The organism is Flavobacterium terrigena, from assembly GCF_900108955.1.
GTDB lineage: Bacteria > Bacteroidota > Bacteroidia > Flavobacteriales > Flavobacteriaceae > Flavobacterium > Flavobacterium terrigena.
Map to the genome: position 1 here is coordinate 216,459 of NZ_FNYA01000005.1, position 22,560 is coordinate 239,018.

The 22,560-nt window shown below is 31.6% G+C and carries 20 protein-coding genes and 1 tRNA gene; 11 read left to right on the plus strand and 10 right to left on the minus strand.

Annotated elements, in window-relative coordinates; translation table 11 throughout:
• Window positions 1-47: 47 nt before the first annotated feature.
• On the plus strand, window positions 48-1,109 hold the full coding sequence (locus BMX42_RS10110; protein ID WP_091313414.1) for a glycosyltransferase: 1,062 nt from the start codon (window positions 48-50) through the stop codon (window positions 1,107-1,109).
• Here BMX42_RS10110 and BMX42_RS10115 read toward each other — a convergent pair.
• Both BMX42_RS10115 and BMX42_RS10120 read right to left on the minus strand, forming a co-directional pair.
• A complete protein-coding gene (locus BMX42_RS10115) occupies window positions 1,083-2,129 on the minus strand; it encodes a sensor histidine kinase (protein WP_091313268.1) in 1,047 nt (348 codons plus the stop codon). The two genes, BMX42_RS10110 and BMX42_RS10115, sit on opposite strands and share 27 nt — an antisense overlap.
• On the minus strand, window positions 2,119-2,814 hold the full coding sequence (locus tag BMX42_RS10120) for a response regulator transcription factor (protein WP_091313271.1): 696 nt from the start codon (window positions 2,812-2,814) through the stop codon (window positions 2,119-2,121). The genes BMX42_RS10115 and BMX42_RS10120 overlap by 11 nt, the downstream gene beginning before the upstream one ends.
• Window positions 2,815-3,005: 191 nt before the next feature.
• Between BMX42_RS10120 and BMX42_RS10125 the strand changes: the two genes are divergently transcribed.
• From BMX42_RS10125 to BMX42_RS10140, 4 genes are all read left to right on the plus strand, one after another.
• Window positions 3,006-5,780: a TonB-dependent receptor gene (locus BMX42_RS10125; protein ID WP_091313274.1), complete on the plus strand. Its 2,775-nt coding sequence runs from the start codon at window positions 3,006-3,008 to the stop codon at window positions 5,778-5,780.
• A 170-nt stretch (window positions 5,781-5,950) separates the two neighbouring features.
• Window positions 5,951-7,111 (plus strand): hypothetical protein, encoded by a 1,161-nt coding sequence (locus BMX42_RS10130; RefSeq protein WP_091313278.1) that lies wholly within the window; start codon window positions 5,951-5,953, stop codon window positions 7,109-7,111.
• A gap of 162 nt (window positions 7,112-7,273) precedes the next feature.
• Complete coding sequence (locus tag BMX42_RS10135) at window positions 7,274-7,624, plus strand: toxin-antitoxin system YwqK family antitoxin (protein ID WP_091313281.1); 351 nt, start codon at window positions 7,274-7,276, stop codon at window positions 7,622-7,624.
• Window positions 7,625-8,070: 446 nt separating this feature from the next.
• A complete protein-coding gene (locus BMX42_RS10140) occupies window positions 8,071-9,249 on the plus strand; it encodes a hypothetical protein (protein WP_177169159.1) in 1,179 nt (392 codons plus the stop codon).
• Window positions 9,250-9,338: 89 nt separating this feature from the next.
• Here BMX42_RS10140 and BMX42_RS10145 read toward each other — a convergent pair whose 3' ends face one another.
• From BMX42_RS10145 to BMX42_RS10160, 4 genes are read right to left on the minus strand one after another with little or no spacing between them, the layout of a single operon-like run.
• The gene (locus BMX42_RS10145; RefSeq protein ID WP_091313289.1) at window positions 9,339-10,052 is read right to left on the minus strand and encodes a 3'-5' exonuclease; all 714 of its coding nucleotides are present in this window, start codon (window positions 10,050-10,052) and stop codon (window positions 9,339-9,341) included.
• Between the two features lie 17 nt (window positions 10,053-10,069).
• On the minus strand, window positions 10,070-11,233 hold the full coding sequence (locus tag BMX42_RS10150; RefSeq protein ID WP_091313294.1) for a serine hydrolase domain-containing protein: 1,164 nt from the start codon (window positions 11,231-11,233) through the stop codon (window positions 10,070-10,072).
• Window positions 11,234-11,267: 34 nt separating this feature from the next.
• Entirely contained in the window at window positions 11,268-11,741 is a 474-nt protein-coding gene (locus BMX42_RS10155; RefSeq protein WP_091313297.1) for a methylated-DNA--[protein]-cysteine S-methyltransferase, read from the minus strand.
• A 56-nt stretch (window positions 11,742-11,797) separates the two neighbouring features.
• Complete coding sequence (locus BMX42_RS10160; protein WP_091313303.1) at window positions 11,798-12,322, minus strand: DUF1573 domain-containing protein; 525 nt, start codon at window positions 12,320-12,322, stop codon at window positions 11,798-11,800.
• Window positions 12,323-12,479: 157 nt separating this feature from the next.
• Between BMX42_RS10160 and BMX42_RS10165 the strand changes: the two genes are divergently transcribed.
• Both BMX42_RS10165 and BMX42_RS10170 read left to right on the plus strand, forming a co-directional pair.
• Window positions 12,480-13,751, plus strand: a complete 1,272-nt coding sequence (locus BMX42_RS10165; protein ID WP_091313306.1) for a sensor histidine kinase — start codon at window positions 12,480-12,482, stop codon at window positions 13,749-13,751.
• Window positions 13,744-14,427 carry a response regulator transcription factor gene (locus BMX42_RS10170; RefSeq protein WP_091313310.1) on the plus strand — a complete coding sequence of 228 codons (684 nt, stop codon included), beginning with the start codon at window positions 13,744-13,746 and terminating at the stop codon, window positions 14,425-14,427. The genes BMX42_RS10165 and BMX42_RS10170 overlap by 8 nt, the downstream gene beginning before the upstream one ends.
• 142 nt (window positions 14,428-14,569) lie before the next feature.
• On the opposite strand, the gene BMX42_RS10175 is transcribed toward BMX42_RS10170, so the two are convergent.
• Window positions 14,570-14,896, minus strand: coding sequence for a hypothetical protein (locus BMX42_RS10175; RefSeq protein ID WP_143055635.1), 327 nt, complete (start codon window positions 14,894-14,896; stop codon window positions 14,570-14,572).
• Window positions 14,897-14,906: 10 nt separating this feature from the next.
• On the minus strand, window positions 14,907-15,467 hold the full coding sequence (locus BMX42_RS10180) for a CvpA family protein (protein WP_091313317.1): 561 nt from the start codon (window positions 15,465-15,467) through the stop codon (window positions 14,907-14,909).
• Window positions 15,468-15,541: 74 nt separating this feature from the next.
• Here BMX42_RS10180 and BMX42_RS10185 point away from each other — a divergent pair, with 74 nt between their 5' ends.
• Entirely contained in the window at window positions 15,542-15,898 is a 357-nt protein-coding gene (locus BMX42_RS10185) for a hypothetical protein (protein WP_091313321.1), read from the plus strand.
• A gap of 101 nt (window positions 15,899-15,999) precedes the next feature.
• Window positions 16,000-17,019, plus strand: coding sequence for a phenylalanine--tRNA ligase subunit alpha (gene pheS / locus BMX42_RS10190; RefSeq protein WP_091313325.1), 1,020 nt, complete (start codon window positions 16,000-16,002; stop codon window positions 17,017-17,019).
• A 39-nt stretch (window positions 17,020-17,058) separates the two neighbouring features.
• On the opposite strand, the gene BMX42_RS10195 is transcribed toward pheS, so the two are convergent.
• A tRNA-Leu gene (locus tag BMX42_RS10195) sits at window positions 17,059-17,138 on the minus strand.
• Between the two features lie 194 nt (window positions 17,139-17,332).
• On the opposite strand from BMX42_RS10195, the gene BMX42_RS10200 reads away from it, so the two are divergent.
• On the plus strand, window positions 17,333-18,274 hold the full coding sequence (locus BMX42_RS10200) for a ribose-phosphate pyrophosphokinase (RefSeq protein WP_091313327.1): 942 nt from the start codon (window positions 17,333-17,335) through the stop codon (window positions 18,272-18,274).
• A 74-nt stretch (window positions 18,275-18,348) separates the two neighbouring features.
• On the plus strand, window positions 18,349-18,954 hold the full coding sequence (locus BMX42_RS10205) for a 50S ribosomal protein L25/general stress protein Ctc (RefSeq protein ID WP_091313331.1): 606 nt from the start codon (window positions 18,349-18,351) through the stop codon (window positions 18,952-18,954).
• Between the two features lie 128 nt (window positions 18,955-19,082).
• On the opposite strand, the gene BMX42_RS10210 is transcribed toward BMX42_RS10205, so the two are convergent.
• On the minus strand, window positions 19,083-22,436 hold the full coding sequence (locus BMX42_RS10210; protein WP_091313335.1) for a LamG-like jellyroll fold domain-containing protein: 3,354 nt from the start codon (window positions 22,434-22,436) through the stop codon (window positions 19,083-19,085).
• Window positions 22,437-22,560: the final 124 nt, after the last annotated feature.

A 22,560-nucleotide genomic window follows, 5' to 3' on the forward strand; every position in this document is an offset into this window, starting at 1 on the left:
AAACACATTATTTTCTTTACCCCAAATTGAAAATAAAAATTTCAAACATGAATACCTCTAAAAAAATACTTATAGCGCCTTTAAACTGGGGATTAGGTCATGCATCTCGTTGTATTCCAATTATATATGCTTTAAAGGAGAATAATTTTACGCCTATTATTGCAAGTGATGGTGCTTCGTTACATTTATTAAAAAAAGAATTTCCAAACGATATTTTTGAAACCTTACCTGATTATAATATTCAGTATTCAGAAAAAGGAGAAAATTTCAGATTCAAAATATTTAAGCAATTACCGAAATTGTTTTTTGCGATTCGAAAAGAAAAAAAAGTATTAAAAGGAATCATAAAAAAACACGCTATTTCTGGCATCATTTCAGACAATAGAATGGGGATTTTCTCTTCTAAAATTCCATCTGTTTATATTACGCATCAAGTCAATGTGTTGTCTGGAAATACGAGTTGGATTTCGAGCAAGTTTCATCAACATTTCATTAAGAAATATAAACAATGTTGGGTGCCGGATGCTTCTGAAAGTCTGAATTTAAGTGGAAGATTAAGTCATGAAAATTCGAATTTAAAAAACATCAAATTCATTGGCCCGTTAACTCGATTTAAGAAAAGAAATTTACCAAAAAAGAACGATTTACTTGTCATTTTATCTGGTCCAGAACCGCAACGTACTTTATTGGAAGAGAAACTACGAATAGAATTAGCTGAATTTAAAGGTTCGATTCTTCTTGTAAAAGGATTGGTGGAAGCCGAACAAAAAATTGCTTATGAAAACAATTTCACGTTTTATAATTATATGGAAGCCGACGAATTGGAAATTGCGATTCAAGAAAGTGAATATATCATTTGTCGTTCTGGTTATTCTTCAATAATGGATTTGGCTTTTTTAGGTGCGAAAGCCTTTTTAATTCCCACTCCAGGACAATTTGAACAAGAATATTTGGCTAAAAAACTAAAAAAAGAAGGAAGTGTACCAAGTTGTGCTCAGCATAAATTCACTTTAGACAAATTACAGAAAATTGATATTTATACGGGTTTTAGAACCTATAATTTCAACCAAAATTGGACCGAATTATTTGCTTGTTTTCAAGGTAAATGAAAACTCTGATCCTTTTTTATAAGTACTTTGCACAAATATTTTTTCGTTGTGTGCCTCAATAATATGTTTCACAATGGCTAATCCTAAACCAGAACCGCCTTCTTCGCGTGAACCACTTTTGTTGATTCTGAAAAAACGTTCAAAAATTCGAGAGATATGCTGTTGTTCAATTCCGTCACCATTATCTTGAATACGAACCAAGACTTTATTCTTGTTGATTTTTTCTACAGAAATTTCCGTCGTACCGTTTTCTTTTCCGTATTTGATAGAATTCATAACTAAGTTGGTTAAAACTTGCTGAATTTTATCTTTATCGGCATATACATGAATTGGAGAAATGTATTTTTCATCGAACATTAAAATGATATTCTTGGCATCAGCTTTCATTTCAAGTAAATCGAAAACATTCTGAATTTCAGTAATAATATCAAATTTGGTGATGTCTAAGTTCAAATCGCCGACTTCAAATTTAGAAATCATATCTAAATCTTGCACAATATGAATTAGTCTTTCCACACCTTTTGAAGCGCGTTCGATGTATTTTACTCGTAACGTTTTGTCTTTTATCGCACCACCTTCAATAAGCGTATCTAAATAACCTTGAACGGTGAACAAAGGCGTTTTCAACTCATGCGAAATATTTCCAAGGAATTCACGTCTGTATTCTTCACGAATATTTAACGATTCAATTTCGATTTTTTTCTCTTTGGCGAAATTTCGAATATCGTTAGTTAAAGAAGAAATATCCGTTGTAACGATTTTGTTTTTCAGGGAAGTCGCATCTAAAATAGAAACCTCATCGTATAATTTTTTGATGCGTTTGTATATAAAAACTTCTACTCTATATTGTATTAGAAAGAAACTAAAAACAAATAGCGTTATGGGAAATGCAAATAAAATGAATAAGTTAATATGCTGTACAAAGTAGTTATAAATCAACAAACTGCATACAACAAATAATGAAATATAAACAGATGATTTAAAGGCAAACTTGTAAGATTTCTTGAAATTAATCGCCATTTAATTCAATTTTGTAACCTACACCTTTAATAGTTTTAAAAACGTCTTCATCAATTTTTTCACGAAGTTTTCTAATGTGTACATCGATAGTTCTTCCACCAACAATTACTTCATTACCCCAAACTTTATCTAAAATTTCGGCTCTTGTGAAAACTTTACCTGGTTTTGAAGCTAATAAATATAGTAATTCAAACTCTTTTCTTGGTAAAACGATAGTTACTCCGTCTTTAATGATTTTATATTCTTCACGGTTGATTAATAAATTTCCAACAGATAACGTTTCAGAGTTTTCTGCTTCTTCATCTTTTAATCTTCGTAATAAACCTTTTACTTTACTTACTAATAACTTTGGTTTAATTGGTTTGGCGATATAATCGTCGGCACCCACATCAAAACCGGCAACTTGTGAATAATCTTCACTTCTAGCTGTTAAAAAAGTAATAATTGTATCTTTTAATTCTGGATTTTCTCTAATTTTTTCGCAGGCTTCCATACCATCCATTTCTGGCATCATCACATCCATAATAATCAAATGCGGCTTCACTTTTTGTGCTTGTTTCACAGCATCTTTACCGTTTTCCGCTTTAAAAACCTGATATCCGGCTTGCTCCAAGTTGTACCCGACAATTTCTAAAATGTCCGGTTCGTCGTCTACCAATAATATCTTTATGTCTCTCTTTTTCATATTAAGTATAAAAGTAATTAAAAAATTTAATTTGCGTCAAAATTATGTATAAAAACCACAAATAAAACGTGTTTACAATTATTTAATGTGTTAACACTAACTTAACAATCTGTGAACTTACTAATAACTTGAGCGTAACATTAGCATAATTTACTTGGTTCTATTTTTGCATCAAAATAAATACAACCACAATGAAATTAAAATTTCTATTTTTCGGATTATTATTTACAATAATCTCATTCGCACAAAATACGGCTAAAGTTAGCGGTATTATTACTGATAAAGATAGCAAACAACCAGTAAGTTTTGCATCTATATCTTTAAAAGGTATAATGACAAATACGGAATCTGACATTAATGGTAATTATGAAATTGCTATGAAGCCAGGTTCATACACACTTGTTTATGCTTTTATTGGCTACAAAACTTTCGAAAAACAAGTTACAGTTGCTGATAATGAAACTTTAAATTTAAATGTTGCCTTACAAGAAAACTCAAATAGTATTGAGGGAATTGTAATTACAGGTACTACAAACAAAACTAAAGAAACTGCTTTGTTGAAAGAACAACAAAAAGCAGTTGAAATTAAACAAAGTATTGGCGCACAAGAAATGTCAAGAAAAGGAATTAGTGATGTTGAAGAAGGTTTAACTAAAGTAACTGGAATTACAAAAGTAGAATCGAGAGGTTTATTTGTAAGAGGTTTAGAAGATCGATACAATAACTTATTAGTAAACGATTTACAAGCACCATCAAACAGTCCTTTTAAAAAGATCATCCCATTAGATTTATTTCCAACAGATATAGTTGGAGTTTTAGGTGTTTACAAAACGTTTAATCCAAATATTTCTGGAGATTTTGCTGGAGCTACAATTAATATTGAAACTTCAGAGGCAATAAAAAGCCAAACTAAATTAAGTGTTGGTTTTGGCTACACAACAGGGAACAACGGTGAAGATTTTTTAATGTCTGAAGATGCCAACACCACTCAAGGTGCTTTAGGTATTTTAAAGAAAGACAGAGCTTTACCAGGAGTTTTCGGAAGTGTTCCGTCTGCAAATTCTTTGACATCTACTGAATATGCTGCAACACACAAGCAAAATTCTTGGAACGTTGATAAAGTTGGTAGTCCAATGAACACAAACATTAGTTTGTTGCATTCAGAAAAATTTAAAGTTGGTGATGGTAATAATTTAAGTTACATACTTTCATTAAACACGGAAAACAAATATGTAATTAGAAAAGGTGTCGAAAGATATTTTGAAGCTGGAGATGGTGCCTATACTAAAAATGTACAAAACTCAGAATACAAATATCAAACAGCTTCTTCTGCTTTAGTTGGGATTAAATATAAAGGTTCAAGAGGTTCAATTGGTGTTACTTCATTTTATTTGCGTTCAACTGAGAGTTTAATTAATGATCAAATAGGTGTTCTAAATTATGCTACAACAAATCCAAATCGTTGGCTAAGAATCAATCAATTTGAGCAATCAGATTATTTTAATAATCAAATTTTAGCCAATTACAACTTAACTAAAAACGAAAAACATAGTATTAAAGCTGGTTTTTCTTATGTAAAAACAGCATTTGGACAACCTGACAGAAAATCTATAGTTGGAAATAGAGTTAACGATACTGATATAAGTATCACATATGGTGGTAACAATTTAAATAGACAATATTTAGATGTTAAAGGAAACTATTACATGAGTGGATTGTTTGAGTATAACATGAAATTTGGTAAAGAAGTAAACAACAAAACAAATAAATTATCTGTTGGATACAATTCATTTAGAAATAATTTATATTCCACTTACCGATTTGTAGCGAACTTAAAAACTTCTCCAGTTTTTACAACTAACTTAAATGACATTAATGATGTTATTGCATCAGATGTAGCGAATGGTAACATTAAATTCCAAGAAGAATCTAATCCAGATTATAAAGTAAAACTAGATCATTTTGTAAATGCAGGATATGTAAACTTGTTTTTGAATTTTGGTGAAAAATTTGAAGTAAATGCAGGTGTGCGTTTTGAAAATTCTGATAGAACTATTAAATATAGAAGTTTAGGTGCTCCAGCTTTTGATGACCCTTATCAGAAAGTTATTGAAAACAAATTAGACATTTTACCGTCTATTAATACAAAATATACAGTTAATGACGATTCTAATATGCGTTTAGCAGTTTCAAAAACGATTACCAGACCAGTAACTATGGAAAAATTACCAATTACTTATGTAAATCCTGATGGTTCTTCTGTAATTGGAAATAAAGATTTAAAAGATAGTGAAAATATTAATGTCGATTTAAAATACGAATTGTTTACTGATAAAAAAGACATGCTAGCTTTAGGCGTTTTCGGAAAAAACATTACAAAACCAATTGAAAGAGTATTTATTGCAACAGGTGGAGCTCAAACAACCTCTTTCCAAAACTCTAAAACAGCTGTTTTATTTGGTGCAGAATTAGAATTCATTTTTCAATTGGAAAGAATCTCAAAACAATTAGAAAACATTTCTTGGGGTTTCAATTCATCAATAATGAAAACTAAAGTAAATGTAGATTTAGTAACAAATTCTATTGAAAACTCATCAACAAGAAATTTACAAGGTGCGTCAAATTGGTTAGTAAATTCTGATTTAAAATATGAATTTGATTTTTCAAAAGAAGTAAAAAATACGGCTACTTTAGTATATGGTGTTTATGGAAAAAGAATCTATGCAGTTGGAACTGCTGGATTAGATCATGTATACGAAAAACCATTTAGTAAATTAGATTTTGTTTGGAATACTAAATTATCAAAAAACTTAGATGTAAAATTCTCAGTTGATAATATTTTAAACCCAACTTATCAATTAGAACTTGGAGATGAAAGTACAACTCAAATTAATGAATCTTCATTAATAATGAAAGACTACAAAAGAGGTGTTGGTTTCTCATTAAACATAGGTTATACTTTCTAATTCAAACAAATACAGTTAGTTATAAAACAGAAATTCCCTTTTTAAAAGGGAATTTCTGTTTACATTAAGTTTACAAAGACTAAAATCATTTAAAAATTTCATAATACTAAGCTAACTTTTTATTTCTCTTGCCAAAATACATTTGCCATAACAAATTAAACAACGAAAAAATGAAAAAATTAATTTTTAGCTTAACGGTTTTAAGCATATTATTTACTGGATGTTCAGAAGAAGATGAAACTGCAACACCAAGAGTTCCAGTAACTGGAGAAATTACAGGTGACATTACTACAAGCAAAACATATGCTTTTGGTGATTATACTTTAAGAGGAATAGTAAAAATTAAATCAGGAGTTACAGTAACAATTGAAGCAGGTTCAAAAATTACTTCAGATGTTTCTAACGGAACAGATGCTTTAGTAGTTGAAAACGGAGGAAAATTAATCGTTAATGGTACAGCTGCTGAACCAGTTGTATTTACACACACAACACAAGAGCCAGGTTCTTGGGGTGGAATTATCATGTATGGAGATGCACCAATTGTTGGTACTGGTGGTGTAGCTTCTGCAACTTCAGAAGATGGTTTAGCTTTACCTTATGGAGGAACTAATGCTTTACATAGTAGTGGAAGTTTAAAATACGTAAGAGTAGAGTATGCAGGTAAAAAAATTACAGATGGAACAAGTGAAATGAACGGTTTCTCATTCTATTCTGTAGGTTCAGGAACTGTATTACAAAACTTAGTTTCTTATAAAGGTGCAGATGATGGTTTCGAATTTTACGGTGGAACTGTAAGTTTAATCAACGCCGTTTCTTACGGAAATTATGATGATTCTTTTGACTGGCAAGATGGTTGGAAAGGACAAAACAATTCTAATTGGTATGCTTACCAAACAGGAACAGCTAACTTCGGAATGGAAATTGAAGCGAAAAGTTATAACAATGGATTTTGGCCAGTTGTTTCAGGTATAACATTAAAAAGAGCAGCTGGAACACAAACTGAAAATGCTTCAGTAGAATATGATGCTATTCAGTTTAAAAAACAAGGTAACGGAGATTTTAGCAATATTTTAATTGAAGGATACACTACTGCAGGTGCTGTTGCTGTAAGAATTCAGGATGCTGCTACAAACACAGATCAAGTTAATGGTTCTAAAATCAAGTTAACTAACGTTAACATCTTAAGTGGTACAACTCAAATTGGAACAGGAAGTTCTTCTTTCACTACAACTTTCCCAACTGGACAATTAACAACAAGTACAACATCTACAGGAGCAAGTTTAACAAATGGCGCTTGGTCTACAGTTAATGGAACTACATTATTACAATAAATAAATTTCAAAATATTCTTTAAGGCGGTCTAAATTAGACCGCTTTTTTTTTGTGTATTGAATTTTCCAATGTTACCAAATTGTTAAGTTTTAGTTTCTTAATTGTTAATTACAATGTTTTTTGTACATTTACAATAGTATTAATCCTAAATCTTAACGACGATGAAAAATTTAATTATATTTTGCGGTTTATTTTTAGCAACTTCTTTTGGTTTTGCACAGGAAATTCAACCAGTAGGAGAACAAATTTCAGAAAACACAATTAAAGTAACATATTATCATTCTAATGGTAACGTAATGCATCAAGGTAATTATGTAGATGGTAAATCAGACGGTTTATGGAAATCATATGATGAAGTAGGAAATTTAGTTTCAGAAGGTTCTTTTGAACAAGGAAAAAAAGTTGGACTTTGGAATTTTTATACTACTAAAACTCTTAACGCAGTTGTTTACAATGACAACGCCGTATCAAATGTTAAAAAATTTAGCACAGATGCTTTAGCAGGAAAATAAAAGCCAAAAACTATATAACATACAAAAACCCAGCAAATTAGTTTGCTGGGTTTTTTGTATCCTACCAAGTTAGAAATATATTGAAAATTCAAAACAGCATAACTTTTTCTAAAACCGAGTATTCAAAAATTCTTACGACAAAATACTTGTTAAATTTTTTGTAACATCCTTTAATATTTGTGATTTTAATGAATTTGCACATATGAAACACAATAAAAAAGTTTCAAATTAAACATTTTGCATGTAATTTGTTTAAATACACCAATGTCAATTCTTACAAATTGAATTAAATTTCTGTTTTTTATGTAAAAAAATAACAAAAAATCATTTTTAAGTTAAAATGTTTAACAAATACACATTTCACGAAAAAAGGCTTCAAAATATTTTTCAAAACAATGGTTGTCAGTATTTTATGTAGTAGTAATTTTGCAAAAAAAATCAAATACATGAAAAAATCACTACTAACAACCCTAATTATTGTAGTAAATTCGACTAGTATCTTTAGTCAAGTTGGAATTGGCACAACCAATCCAAGTGCATCATCGGCATTGGATATCAACAGTACAAATTCTGGATTATTAATTCCTAGAATCAGTTTAACATCTTCTACAGATGTACTAACAATTCCAAGTCCAACAACAAGTTTATTAGTTTACAATACGGCAACCATTTCAGATATTGTTCCTGGTTTTTACTATTGGGATACGAAATGGAATTCACTTCAAGATTCAAAAACAGGAACAGATTGGAAAGTTACTGGAAACGCCATTACAGCTGGAAATTTTTTAGGAACAACTAACAGTCAAGATTTACTTTTTAAAGTAAATAATAGTAATGCGGCAAGATTTGATAGATTCAATAGCGTTACACTTGGATTTGGTTCAAATGTTACACCTGGTATTATAAGAGCATCAGTTTTAGGATATGGTTCAAGTGTATCTTCTCCACAATCAATCGCATTAGGAAATGAAGTACGAGTTTCTGGACAATATGCTACTGCTATTGGATATCAAGCACAAACTTCACAAGACTATGCAGTAGTTTTAGGCTCAACAAATGCGAATTCAAAAATTGGTATCGGAACTAATTCTCCAGACGAAAGACTACATGTTGTTGGAAATATTAAAATGGTAGATGGAAATCAGGCCAATGGAAATATTTTAAGATCCGATGCTAATGGAAAAGCAAGTTGGGAATCTATTGATGATTTAAAAGACAGATTAGATAATGTAAAAGAAAAATATGGTGAACTTTTTAGAACATCAAATACTACTATATCTTCAGGTAATGAAATTTCATTTGGCTCAAACGGACCAAATAACAGTGTTGCTTTAAGTTCAACTAATATTAAAGTTTCTGTTGCAGGAGATTATAAAGTAACTTATTCTGTTAGTTTTTTAAGAGGGAACGGAAATGGAAATCATTCTTTTTATTTAAGAAAAAATAGTACTAAAATACCAGGTTCAAGCACTTTCAAAAGTGCAAATAATGGAGATCAAGATACACTTACAAAAACAAAATTGGTAACTCTTGCGGCTGGTGATGCTGTTAGTGTTTATTATGATTCTGGAGATACAATCACACTTTTCGAAGGAACTTCTCTACAGGTAGAATTAATAAAATAAACAACACAACTATTTTATATATTGAATTGCTTAAGCGTTATAAACTAAGTAATTAGAACAAAAGCTGTCTTTCGGACTGCTTTTGTTTTTTAAACTTTTAAAATTTCATCGTCAGATAATAATTTCTGAAAGCGCAATTTTAAAATGATTTGCGCTACAGCAATCACATCTTTTTCGCAATAGGTTGCAATTCGGTCGATGTCATTTTCTTTATAAAAAACGTTGGCAACTTCACTTCCATCAATATCATCTTTTGGAGAAGGAACGCCTAAAACTTTTGTTAATAATTTTAAAGAAGTAAAATGTTTATAATCCCCAAACTTCCATAATTCCAAGGTGTCTAAATGCGGCACTTCCCATGGCTTTTTTCCCATTAAATTCAACTTTGCTGGAATTTTTATTCCGTGAATCAACATTCTTCTGGCGATAAAAGGGAAATCGAATTCTTTAACGTTATGTCCGCACATTAGATGTTGGGGCAAACTGAAATGATTATTAATTAAGTTCGAAAATTCAATCAACAAACGTTCTTCATCACCTTGAAAAGTGGTGACTCTAAACTGTCTTTCACCTTGTTTCTGCGTAAAATATCCAACAGAAATACAAACTATTTTTCCGAATTCAGCCCAAATTCCAGCTCTTTCGTAAAATTCTTCAGGTGTAAATTCTTCTTTTCTTTGGTATTGTGTTTTGTGGGCGAATAATTCTTGAAAATCTTGGTCTAAATCGCTAAAATTTTCTGATTCTGGTACGGTTTCAATATCTAAAAACAAGATATTTTCTAATTGAATGGCGTTTAACATAATATATTGGTTTATAATTATTTCTTCTTCTTGCTATCTATCATTTTGTAAGCTTCTTCTATATAAGTGTATAAATCGTTACTATGTGCGTCTGTTGTGGTTTGTAAGCCTTTTAAATGCCCTAATCGAACAATAATAAGATCATCTTCGGGAATAACAATTACAAACTGACCTAAATGGCCGCGCATATAAAATATCCTTTTACCTTTTACTGTGTTCAACCACCAACCATAACCATATTCTGGACTAGCAGCAAAACGTGGTTTTAACGATTTTGCCACAAAAGCACTATCTAAAATTTGTTTGCCATTCCATTTTCCATTTTGCTTGTACAATTTCCCGAAACGTGCAAAATCTCTTGCATTACTTGCGATACAACAGTAGGCTTTTTCAATTCCAGTATCGGCTTCATCTAGTTGCCAAAGCGCATCGTTTTCTGCTCCCATTGGTTTCCAAAAACTTTCTGAAACATAATCTGATAAGTATTTTCCTGTTGCTTTTTCAATACACATGGCTAACAATTGCGTCGCGCCACTTAAATATTCGAATTTTTGACCTGGTTTGTTTTTTATGTTTAATCCGAGAATAATTCCTTTCAAATTATCATCAAAATACGCTCTTGTTACAATAGAAAACGGACTATAATATTTTTCATCCCAACTTAAACCGGAAGCCATCGAAGACAAATCGCCAACGGTAACTTCTTTGGCAAATTTTCCTTTTAATTCTGGGAAAAAATCTACAACTTTTTGATCTAAACTTTTAATTTTCCCATCCATTATCGCTTTTCCTAAAGCTGCCGAAACAATACTTTTCGCCACAGAAAAAGAATTGCTTTTAGAAGTCGCATTAAATCCGTCATAATAACTTTCATGCCAAATACTATCATTTTTAATAATTAAATAGGCAATTGTTTGAAGTTTTTTATGTGTTTTATTCAGTGTTTCAGTTGATGGAACGCTATTATATTCTTTTGAAATGGCCCAAGGTTGTGCTACGCCTTTTTTAATGGTACGATTTGGAAATTCTTTATAATCTTCTAAATAAGCTGTCGTGTAGCCTTTTAGATAAATGGTTCGTACCGCACGAATTAAATAATCAACATCAAAAATATACATCAAAATAATGATGCTACTAAAGATAATGATAAACCATTTGAAGAATTTTATTAGAAATTTCATAACTGAAGAATTTATAAGCAATATAAGGAAATTTTTAAAATAAACTTTGTTGTTTCACAGGATTTTCATGTTCCAACAACCATTTCTTTCGCCACAAACCACCAGCATAACCTGTTAAAGAACCATCGGAACCAATTACACGATGGCATGGCACAACAATCCAAAGTGGGTTTTTACCATTCGCATTTGCCACAGCACGAATCGCTTTTGGATCACCTAAATTATTGGTCACTTCCTGATACGAAGCGGTTTTCCCGAAAGGAATTTTCAACAATTCTTCCCAAACTTTCTTTTGGAAATTGGTGCCATTCGGATTCATTTTAAACTGAAAATCAGTTCTATTTCCCTCAAAATATTCATTCAATTGTGCAACTGCTTCATGAAATAACGCTGGAATACTTTCAGACAAAACGGTTTCGTCTGAAGTCACAGAAATTTTAGAAATTCCGTCTTCGTTTCCTTCAATAAGCACAAATCCAAGCGGACTATTTATTACAACTTTTTCCATAAAAAAATCCCGATAAGTAAATCTTATCGGGATTAAATATATAAATAATTTTTATATTATTTTGATACGGCTGGAGTAACAGCAGCTGGAACTTCGTTAACTTTAACTGTTCCTTTAATTGTAATAATTTTTGGAGCAGAATTTTCTTCACTTGTCATAACTGTTACAGTTTTGTGGAAAGCACCACCAGCAGCAGCATTGTAAGTAGCAGTAACGATACCTTTTTCTCCTGGTTTAACAGCAGTTTTAGTATAGTTTGTTGCAGTACAACCACAAGAAGCTTTTACATTTGTTAATGTAATATCTTTGTTTGTAGTGTTTGTAAATGTAAATTCATAAGAAACTGGTTTCCCTTGTTCAATAGTTCCAAACTCATGAGTTTCTTTTTCCCATTTTAATTGAGATGGAGTTTGTGGCGTTTGAACAGCGGCTGGTGAAGTAGCAACAGGTGAAGTAGCAACAGGTGAAGCCATAGGAGTTACAGTAACCGGTTTAGATTTTGCTGTACTTTTAGATTTAGTTTGTGCAAATGACACTGATGTTACTAATAATGCAAATGCAAGTAATTTTACTGTTTTCATAATATTTATTTTTAAGTTTTAAATTTTTTGATATAGCAAATGTATTTATTTTTTTAAATAATGCTGTTAATCAGTTATATTTATTGTGTTAATGACTTGTTAATGATTAATTTCGCTTCAAAATTTGTAGTAATATCGTTAAAAATTTGAATAGAAAATGAAGTTATCTAGATTTAATATTGTCATCATAATTGGCTTCCTCGCAATCGTTGGAGTAATTATTATGCAATTATTTTTAATTAATAACGCACACAAATTAGCCAAAAAAGATACGGAAGACAAAATTTTCTTTGCACTTCAAGAAGTATTAGAAAAACTATACAAAGACAATCAAACGGGTTTATTAGTTGCGAATCAGGTTGAAAAAGTTTCCGATGATTACTTTACAGTAAACGTAAATTACGAATTTGAAAATACGGTTTTAGAACATTATTTAATTTCAGAATTTCAGAAAAATAACTTGGATGTCGATTTTGAATACGCGGTTTACAATTGTACTTCCGATCAAATGGCGTTTAGTAATCACATTAACAGCAACGGAAAAATTGAACCTATTAAATGTCCCACTTGTTTTACTAAAAACCCAGAATACACCTATTATTTCGCGATACGATTTCCAGATATCAAACAAAATTATTTTAAAAACTTAAATCAATATTGGATATTCACCACCGTATTGTTTTTGGTTTTAATCATTTATGTGTATTCAGTTGTGTTAATGTTAAAACAGAAAAAATACACGGAATTGCAAAAAGATTTCATCAATAACATGTCGCATGAGTTTAAAACGCCATTAGCTTCTATTCTGATTGCGTCAAATTATGTGAAACAGCAAAATGAAATCAAACAGAATCCGAAACTCTTAAAATACAATCAAATTATTGTCAATCAGACCAATAAATTGAATGAACATATTGAAAAAATCTTGTATGTAGCTAAAACGGAAAGCAAGCAAATGCTAATTGATAAAACGAATTTCGAATTGAAACCCGTTTTAGATTTACTGAAAGACAATATCATTTTAAAATACGACAAGGAAATTGACATCAAAATAAATATTGCGAAGCCTTTTAAAATCAAGGCAGACGAATTTCACGTGTATAACATTTTGTTCAATTTGGTTGATAACGCAGTAAAATACACGGAAACTAAACCCGAAATTGAAATTGATGTTCATGAAAACAACCAGAAACTTCAAATTCAAATTAAAGATAAAGGTTGCGGAATTCCTACAAAAGATTTACCTTTCGTTTTCGATAAATTCTACCGAGTTTCAAGAAAAGATATTTCAAACATTGAAGGTTTTGGTATTGGATTATCGTATGTGAAAAAGATTTGCGATTTACATCGATGGAAAATTGCTATCACTAATAATTCAGACAAAGGAATAACAGTTACCATTTTAATTAATTCAAAAGATTATGCCTAAAAAGAAGGTTTTATATGTTGAAGACGAAGAAACTCTAGCGTTTTTAACTTCCGATAATTTAGAACAACATTTTGATGTGGTGCATTGTACCAATGGGAAAATAGGTTTAGATACCTTTTGTAAAGGCCAATTTGACATTGTGGTTACCGATATTATGATGCCAGAAATGGACGGATTTGAATTGGCGACGGAAATTAGAAAGCGCAATCAAGAAATTCCTATTATCTTTTTGTCGGCGAAAACCATGAAAGAAGACAGAATTAAAGGGTTGAAATTAGGTGCTGATGATTATTTAGTGAAACCCTATTCTATTGAAGAACTGATTTTAAAAATTGAAGTGTTTTTACACCGAAGTCAGAAAAATACAGAAAAAACCGTAAAACAATATGAATTTGCTGGTTTTATTTTTGAACCTGAAAATTATTTAATTAAAAACGAAACGGCAAAAACCACACTTACTGAGCGTGAAGCTCAATTACTAAAACTGTTTTTAGACAATCCAAATACGGTTTTAAAACGCGAAAAAATCCTAATGGAACTTTGGGGTTCCGACGATTATTTTTTAGGAAGAAGTTTGGATGTTTTTATTTCTCGTTTGCGAAAAATATTTAAAGAAACACCGAGTTTATCTATTGAAAACATTCCTAGAGTTGGGTTTAAATGGGTTAGTGAGTAGGTTTTATAAAAAAAATCACACGAAATTAGCAATCCAGTTTATCCGCCTAGTTTGTCATCCTTAAAGGATCTCTTACTGTTTCAATTTAATGTATTGTGAGACTTGCTTTGCGTGAGACCCTTTCAGGGTGACAAACATTGGGTTAACTATTTGCTTTTAAAATAAATTTATTTAGAACGTTTTCTAAAAATTCAGTTTGATTCTTGAATTTATTTCTGCTTTCAAAAAGTATCATTTCTTTATTTTCAACTATAATTTTTTCACCTTTACAAGTAATTGTATAATAACCAATTTTATTTATTTCTTCTCTAAAAAGATATTGATTCTCAACTAACACATCATAATTATCTTCAATCTCAAACATGTCAAAATATCTATTCATAATTCTAATTAAATCATATGAATTGGAAAATGATGGATATAACCAAACAATCACTAAAATTATAAAATGTTCTAATTTTAATTTCATAATACTTCTTCTAATTTTGATCAACTTCCGTAGAATCCAAAACTTGTTTCTCACCCGATTCAGCTTTCGCTTTCTCCTTAAATTCTTCGTACCATTTTTCTAAACTCGGATACATAAATTTAGAAACGGCTTGTATCGGATTATAAAAAACCGAATTATTCAACGTTTCTTCCTTCACCAACATATGATTAATGTTGATTTTCTGAAACAAACTTATCAAAACACTCAATATTAAAATGCTTTTCAACATACTAAAAATTGCGCCTCCTAATTTATTCAGCCAACCTAAAGAAGCGAAATTTGTAAGGCTCGTAAAAAATTTGGCCAACAAATAAATACCAACAACGACTAATAAAAAAGTAATCGCGAAAGCAATAATTTCAATATATTTTGGATTAACTTTTATCAAATCTTCTAATGATAATCGAACCAAATGCGAAAATTTTATCGCTACAAAAATTCCAATTATCAAAGAAGCAAAAGAAGCAATTTCAACAAAAAGACCGTTTTTCAAACCCGTAAATAAAGCGTAGCCTAATAAAGCGGTGAAAACAATATCGATAAAACTCATATTTTTAATTTTCTAAAAACAAAACTACAAAATGCAATCCTCAAATACTATCTTTGCAAAAAAACAAAACAGAAATGTCTAGAGATACACAATTAAAAGAACGCTGGGAAAAAGTAGTGTCTTTTTTATCTGAAAAATTTGCCGATGGTGATGAATTGGATTTAGATGCAATTATTTACTTAATTGGCGTTCAGGAATTAGGCAAAATAAATACAACATTCAAAAAAGACGAAAAAGTAAACCTAATGCACATTGCTATTTGTAAACTTTTAGAACCTTACGGATATTACGAATTTGAATTTTTCGACAAAGATGGTTGGCCACATTATAAAGTGACGAAAGAATTACCAACGCTAAAAGCAGGTGAACAATCGGTTTTAATGAAAGAAGCGATTGTAAATTATTTTTTAGAAAAAGAAATAATAAATTAGTCTCAGTGTTCAGTTTTTAGTATTCAGTTCAAACTATTCACTATTCACTATTCACTATTCACTAAAAAATACATAAATTTGCAGACAATTACCCTTTTACGATGATAGATAAGATAAAACAACATATTAAAGAAGCTCAAGCTTTTACAACTGAAGACAAAACGACTTTAGAAGAATTTCGTATTAAATACTTAGGAAGTAAAGGTTTATTGAAAGATTTTTTTGCTGAATTTAAAAACGTACCTAACGAACAAAAGAAAGAATTTGGTCAGGTAATTAACGAATTAAAAAATACGGCGGAAGAAAAAGTAAAAAGCATTCAGGAACTTTTAGAATCTAAAACAGAATCTATTAACTTGTTTGGCGATTTATCTCGTCCGGGAACTCCAATTAATATTGGTTCTCGTCATCCTATTTCTTTAGTGAAAAATCAAATTTTAGATGTGTTTTCTACGATTGGTTTTAATGTCTCTGAAGGTCCGGAAATTGAAGACGATTGGCATAACTTTACGGCTTTAAATTTACCAGAATATCACCCAGCGCGTGATATGCAGGATACGTTTTTCATTCAAACGAATCCAGATGTTTTATTAAGAACGCATACTTCGTCTGTTCAGGTGAGATATATGGAAAACAACAAACCGCCTATTAGAACGATTTCTCCAGGTAGAGTTTTCCGTAACGAAGCGATTTCGTCTCGTTCACACTGTATTTTCCACCAAGTTGAAGGTTTATATATTGATAAAAATGTTTCGTTTGCAGATTTAAAACAAACGTTATTATATTTCACAAAAGAAATGTTCGGGAAATCGAAAATCAGATTACGTCCGTCTTATTTCCCATTTACAGAACCAAGTGCAGAAGTAGATATTTATTGGGGATTGAAAACTGAAACTGACTACCGAATTACGAAAGGAACAGGTTGGTTAGAAATTATGGGTTGCGGAATGGTAGATCCAAATGTTTTGAAAAACTGTGGAATTGACCCAAACGAATATACAGGGTACGCCTTTGGTATGGGAATTGAAAGAATTGCGATGTTATTGTACCAAATTGGCGATATTAGAATGTTTTATGAAAACGATGTACGTTTCTTAGAACAATTTAAATCTAGTTTATAATAAAAAAAGCTCAGCAAATGCTGAGCTTTTTTTATTTTGTACCCGGAGTGGGAATCGAACCCACACTCCAAGGAACACGAGTTTGAGTCGTGCGCGTCTACCAATTCCGCCATCCGGGCATTGAAAAGTTTTTCAAAGTGAAAAAAGATTATTTTCAACTTCTTTACTTTTTTAGAGTGTGCAAATATAAGTAAAGTTTCGAATTTGGATATAAAAATACTTAAAAATTTACTTTCAGAGTCCGATTTTATTTTTACCTTTGCACCCGATTAAGCATACACAGGACTAACTAACTACATAACAACAAATTAAAATGTCATACAACGAGCCCGAAGCAAAAATATTTGCCTGTTCGCAAAGTGTGTATCTAGCGGAAGAAATTGCCAGTAAATATGGTGTACCGCTAGGTAAAGTAACATTCTCTAAATACAGTGATGGTGAATTTCAACCGTCATTTGAAGAATCAATCAGAGGTCTTCGTGTATTTTTAGTGTGTTCCACTTTTCCAAGCGCAGATAATTTAATGGAATTGTTATTAATGATTGATGCGGCTAAAAGAGCATCAGCCAGACATATCACTGCGGTTATCCCATACTTTGGATGGGCTAGACAAGACAGAAAAGACAAACCAAGAGTTCCGATTGGAGCAAAATTGGTAGCTAAATTATTAGAAACAGCAGGAGCTACTAGAATTATGACCATGGATTTACATGCAGATCAAATTCAGGGATTTTTTGAAAAACCAGTGGATCACTTGTTTGCTTCAACTATCTTTTTACCTTATGTGAAAAGTTTAGGTTTAGAAAACTTGACAATCGCTTCACCTGATATGGGTGGTTCTAAAAGAGCTTATGCGTATTCTAAATTTTTAGAATCAGATGTAGTAATTTGCTACAAACAAAGAAAAATGGCCAATGTAATTGATACAATGGAATTGATTGGAGAGGTGAAAGGTCGTCATGTGATTTTAGTAGATGACATGATTGATACTGGAGGTACATTAGCAAAAGCCGCTGATGTAATGATTGAAAAAGGCGCTTTGAGTGTAAGAGCAATTTGTACGCACCCTATTTTATCTGGTGAAGCATACGAAAAAATTGAAAACTCAAAATTAGAAGAGTTAATTGTTACAGATTCTATTCCATTAAGAAGAGAATCTAAAAAGATAAAAGTTGTAAGTTGTGCCCCATTATTTGCAGAAGTAATGCACATGGTACAAAACAACAATTCCATTAGTGGAAAGTTTTTAATGTAAAGTTAGCGGGTTTGAAGATGTTCATTCCTTTAAACCACTAACCAATTTTTTTTATTAATTTTAATTTATTTCAAATGAAATCAATTACGATCAAAGGATCACAAAGAGAAAGCGTGGGCAAAGTAGCTACTAAAGCCTTACGTAATGCTGGAATGGTTCCTTGCGTTATTTACGGAGGGGAAAATCCAGTACATTTTAGTGCTGAAGAAAGAGCATTTAAAGGTTTAGTTTACACTCCAGAAGCGCACACTGTAGTAATTGAATTAGAAGGTGGAAAGAAATTTGATGGTATCTTACAAGATATCCAATTTCACCCAGTTTCTGACAAAATTTTACACGTAGATTTCTATAATCTAGATGCTGCAAAAGAAATTACAATGGAAGTACCTGTTAAAGTTACTGGAACATCTCCAGGAGTTTTATTAGGAGGGGTTTTACGTTTAAACCAACGTAAATTAAAAGTGAGAGCTTTACCTGCTAACTTACCAGATTTCGTTGAAGCAAACATTTCTGAATTAGAAATGGGTAACAAATTATATGTTACTAAATTAGCAGCAGATGGTTACAAAATTTTACACCCAGACAACACTGTTGTTTGTCAAGTAAGAATTTCTCGTGCTGCAATGAAAGCTGCTCAAGAAGCTGCAAAAGCAGAAAAAGGAGCAAAAAAGAAAAAATAATTCAATTTTCTCTTATACAGAAATCCCGAGCAATGCTCGGGATTTTTTTTATATCTGTTTGAATAAAACTTATAAAAAAAGACCGCACAGATGTACGGCCTTTCAGCAAAATATAACGAACCTGATTATTATCCTTTTTTCAATAGTTTGAAAGTTTCTGTTTTTTCACCTATATGAACTCGGATTACAAATAACTGTTCTCCTGTAATTCCAGAAAGATCTAATTCTATCTTTTGGTTGCTTCCTACTGCTTGTTTTTTAACTTCAAACACTTTTCTTCCAACGGCATCAAAAACTTCTACATAGAAGCTGTTTTCAACCTCATCATTCAATAGAATAGTCACTTTACCATCTGTTGGATTCGGATACAAACTCACCAAGTTATTAATTGGATTAAATGTATCGTTACCTAAAACACTTGTCAAAACATAACCTAAGTAATAATTATCTAAACTTAATGGAACATTATTAAAATTAACGATTCCGGCAACTGAAACGCCAGTGGCAATTACTTCATATGTACCAGTTGGATCTCCTTTTATCAATTCATAATGATCAACAGTTGCGTCAAATGTTGCAGAATTTGTAAAAACCTGAGATAAATCAACCTGAAGATTAGCTGTTGTAAAATTGAACGGATCAATATGCCATCCGCCTTTAAGATATGATAATGCTATTGAACTTCCAGGAACCACATCTGTAGTAGTGTCGTTCTTTTTACCAATAACAACATTGCTATTATAATTTGTAATGTTATCTAAAACACCTAATCCAACAACATTAATAATGTTGTTTTTACTCCATTTCCCTTTTACCAAACTCTGATATTCAGTAGTAATATTGGCAATTGGCGATGTAGATGGAGCCAATACACCTCCATTTAGAGTTATTGTTTGTTGAAAAATTCCTTTACTTGTAATTGTGCTTGTATTACCAACAGTATGTTCAAAATCATAATATACAGCAAGATTTAGTTCTGTACCAGCAAGTTCATAATGCATGTGTTGTTTTATTTCTGCTGGAGTAAGCGCTCTTTCCCAAATACGAAGATCATCCAAATCTGCTTGAACAGCACCTGTATAGGAAGGGCTATAACCTAAACCAAGTCCCCAAGTGTTTCCTACATATTGTCCAAAATTTGTTTGAGCAACAAATTCTCCATTTATGTAATATTTCACTAATCCGTTTTTCACAGCAGTAACTGTTACATGATTCCATTCACCAATATTCCATGCTGCACCTTGTTCAGAAATAGTGCTCCATCCCGAAGTATTGTTACCTAAAACTACATTCAATTTATTACTATCAGGAAATTCAAATGAAATACCAGTTGTATTACCACCAACTCTTCCATTACTTGCTAGCAACTTGAAATTAGTTCCTGGGTCTGAGTTAAGTCTTGCCCAAAATTCAATTGTAAAATCATCACTTAATACATTATTTACTAATGCTCCTGGAAGCACCATTTGAGAAGCTCCAGTTACTCTTAACGACGCACCACGAGTACTTACAAATTCGGCACCAGCCAATATCGTTTCATCAGAAATTAATCTTCCATAAAATACAAGATTATCTAATGCACCAATGAATTTTTTACCTTCGAAGTTATCACCCACTTTTAAATCCGCTGGAGAAATAACAGGAGAAATAACATTATTCCATGTTTGAGTCGCTAAACCGTTAAGATACAAATACAATTTTCTTCTTACATTATCATACTTCCAAGTAACATAAGCCCATTCATTTACTGCTAATCCACTTTGACTAGTGTAAACAACATTAGAAGCATGGTCTTTATAAGTCAATTTTCCGTTAGCATCAATACCAAGAGAAACTCCAGTTCCCGTTGCGCCGTTAGAAAGTATTGTTGAACCATTTGCTTGAAATTGTGTTGGTTTTACCCAACAAACCAAACTGAAAGGACGATTATGAAAATTAAGTGAAATCGCATTTGGTATTGTTACTGATGTAGTTGAACCAAAACTTAATGCTTCATTTGTTACACCATTTCTGTCACTTACATATGTTACGTTTGTAGCTGTAGCCGAATGATTATAAGTTGAACTATCCGTAAGAGAATTACTTATTTTTAATTCTAATTTAAGTGCATCCGCATTTTGACTCGTAAGCATATCTTCATGAATGATGCTTTCAAAATAAGGTACTCCGGTTTCACGAACGTATTCTACTTTCATTCTTCTATCGTCCTCAGGACCAAAAACATTGATTCTTAAATACGTTTGGTTTCCACCAGACAGAATAGGATTCGCATTATAATCGATAGTTGGAGCGTTCGAACTTACGTCTGAATTTACATTACCTGAAACAAAATCGTAAAGCGGATATTTCACATCTGAACCTTGACGCGTATATAATCGTTGTGAATGAATATCAGCACTCAAACAAAGTACACCATTGATGTTATTGTTTTTGATAAAATTTGTAAGATCAGTTGCTTCAGCGGTAGCAGAGAAATTTCTTCCGCCAAGATTAGTAAAAGTAGGCGTTCCGCTAATAATTACTTTAAATTTCGCTGTTGAAGCTAAAAGTGCACTTTTCAACCAAATCAATTGATCAGGACCAAGCTGTACTGCATTTCCAACACGGTAACTACGATTATCTAACATAAAGTATTCTACATCTTTATATTTGTATGATGAATGAAGTCCTGGATTTTCAGGAGTACTCAAATATTCTGGATTGGGCCACCAGTCTTTGAAAATTTCTTTCATTTGCGCTAGTGTAGGCATGGTTTTGTCGAAATCATTTGGACCAGTATCATGATTATCTGTAATTGCAATTTGCGGCATTGCTTTAATCAAATTATCATGAAAACCTCTGTAAAACATATAACGATCAAACGCCATGTCTTTGTTTGCCCAATCGTCTAAAGCTCCCGGACATTGACCTGGCGCATGCATGTTACCTAAAAGATATGTTGCATCTCCTAACCAAACCATCATGTCGCTACCTTCTTGAGCCATAACATTAAAGACTTGAGGAGTTCCATTGAAGTGAGTTGTTGATTCTGGTAAATCAATACAACGACTCAAATCATAAATTCTGGCACAACCTCCAGAAAGAAATTCAAAATCATCAATAATTTCTTGCTCGTTTTTAATTATAGTGGTTCTGTTGGCATCCGCAACACCATTTATCATAATCTTAGCCGTGTAATTTCCACCAGCTGCAAGGTTTGTGTATTCGTACGAACGTAAATTGTAACCTAAACGAGTGTCCGTATTAAACAAAGTTCCAGTAAGTAAACTACCTGGTGTGTTGTTTTCGCTCATAGAAATAGAAAGCGTATTTCCTGAACCCGTGTTGTTTTTTGTTAGCACCCATACTCGAACCTTATTATTGTAAGGTACGCTCATCATCGGGCCAAATACGATTGAATCTCCAGGAATAGTTTGAGCTTGTAGGCAGTTACTTAATCCAAGGAAAAACAATAATCCTAAAATGAATAGTTTTTTTCTCATGTTTAATTTTATTTATTTTTTACAATTATTTGTCAAATATATTGTTGATTTCCAGTCAAAATTAGATAAGATGGTACTCAAAAACTACTAAACTGAAATAGCTTAAACATTGCTTAATCTTAAT

What these genes read in the sequence shown, in the direction of transcription:
- BMX42_RS10170 (WP_091313310.1), top strand. Translation starts at nt 13,744, where the DNA reads ATGCCTAAAAAGAAGGTTTTATATGTTGAAGACGAAGAAACTCTAGCG.
- BMX42_RS10145 (WP_091313289.1), bottom strand. Translation starts at nt 10,052, where the DNA reads ATGTTAAACGCCATTCAATTAGAAAATATCTTGTTTTTAGATATTGAA.
- BMX42_RS10140 (WP_177169159.1), top strand. Translation starts at nt 8,071, where the DNA reads ATGAAAAAATCACTACTAACAACCCTAATTATTGTAGTAAATTCGACT.
- BMX42_RS10115 (WP_091313268.1), bottom strand. Translation starts at nt 2,129, where the DNA reads ATGGCGATTAATTTCAAGAAATCTTACAAGTTTGCCTTTAAATCATCT.
- BMX42_RS10180 (WP_091313317.1), bottom strand. Translation starts at nt 15,467, where the DNA reads ATGAGTTTTATCGATATTGTTTTCACCGCTTTATTAGGCTACGCTTTA.
- BMX42_RS10120 (WP_091313271.1), bottom strand. Translation starts at nt 2,814, where the DNA reads ATGAAAAAGAGAGACATAAAGATATTATTGGTAGACGACGAACCGGAC.
- BMX42_RS10185 (WP_091313321.1), top strand. Translation starts at nt 15,542, where the DNA reads ATGTCTAGAGATACACAATTAAAAGAACGCTGGGAAAAAGTAGTGTCT.
- BMX42_RS10150 (WP_091313294.1), bottom strand. Translation starts at nt 11,233, where the DNA reads ATGAAATTTCTAATAAAATTCTTCAAATGGTTTATCATTATCTTTAGT.
- BMX42_RS10200 (WP_091313327.1), top strand. Translation starts at nt 17,333, where the DNA reads ATGTCATACAACGAGCCCGAAGCAAAAATATTTGCCTGTTCGCAAAGT.
- BMX42_RS10130 (WP_091313278.1), top strand. Translation starts at nt 5,951, where the DNA reads ATGAAAAAATTAATTTTTAGCTTAACGGTTTTAAGCATATTATTTACT.
- pheS (WP_091313325.1), top strand. Translation starts at nt 16,000, where the DNA reads ATGATAGATAAGATAAAACAACATATTAAAGAAGCTCAAGCTTTTACA.
- BMX42_RS10155 (WP_091313297.1), bottom strand. Translation starts at nt 11,741, where the DNA reads ATGGAAAAAGTTGTAATAAATAGTCCGCTTGGATTTGTGCTTATTGAA.
- BMX42_RS10175 (WP_143055635.1), bottom strand. Translation starts at nt 14,896, where the DNA reads ATGAAATTAAAATTAGAACATTTTATAATTTTAGTGATTGTTTGGTTA.
- BMX42_RS10135 (WP_091313281.1), top strand. Translation starts at nt 7,274, where the DNA reads ATGAAAAATTTAATTATATTTTGCGGTTTATTTTTAGCAACTTCTTTT.
- BMX42_RS10110 (WP_091313414.1), top strand. Translation starts at nt 48, where the DNA reads ATGAATACCTCTAAAAAAATACTTATAGCGCCTTTAAACTGGGGATTA.
- BMX42_RS10125 (WP_091313274.1), top strand. Translation starts at nt 3,006, where the DNA reads ATGAAATTAAAATTTCTATTTTTCGGATTATTATTTACAATAATCTCA.
- BMX42_RS10205 (WP_091313331.1), top strand. Translation starts at nt 18,349, where the DNA reads ATGAAATCAATTACGATCAAAGGATCACAAAGAGAAAGCGTGGGCAAA.
- BMX42_RS10160 (WP_091313303.1), bottom strand. Translation starts at nt 12,322, where the DNA reads ATGAAAACAGTAAAATTACTTGCATTTGCATTATTAGTAACATCAGTG.
- BMX42_RS10165 (WP_091313306.1), top strand. Translation starts at nt 12,480, where the DNA reads ATGAAGTTATCTAGATTTAATATTGTCATCATAATTGGCTTCCTCGCA.
- BMX42_RS10210 (WP_091313335.1), bottom strand. Translation starts at nt 22,436, where the DNA reads ATGAGAAAAAAACTATTCATTTTAGGATTATTGTTTTTCCTTGGATTA.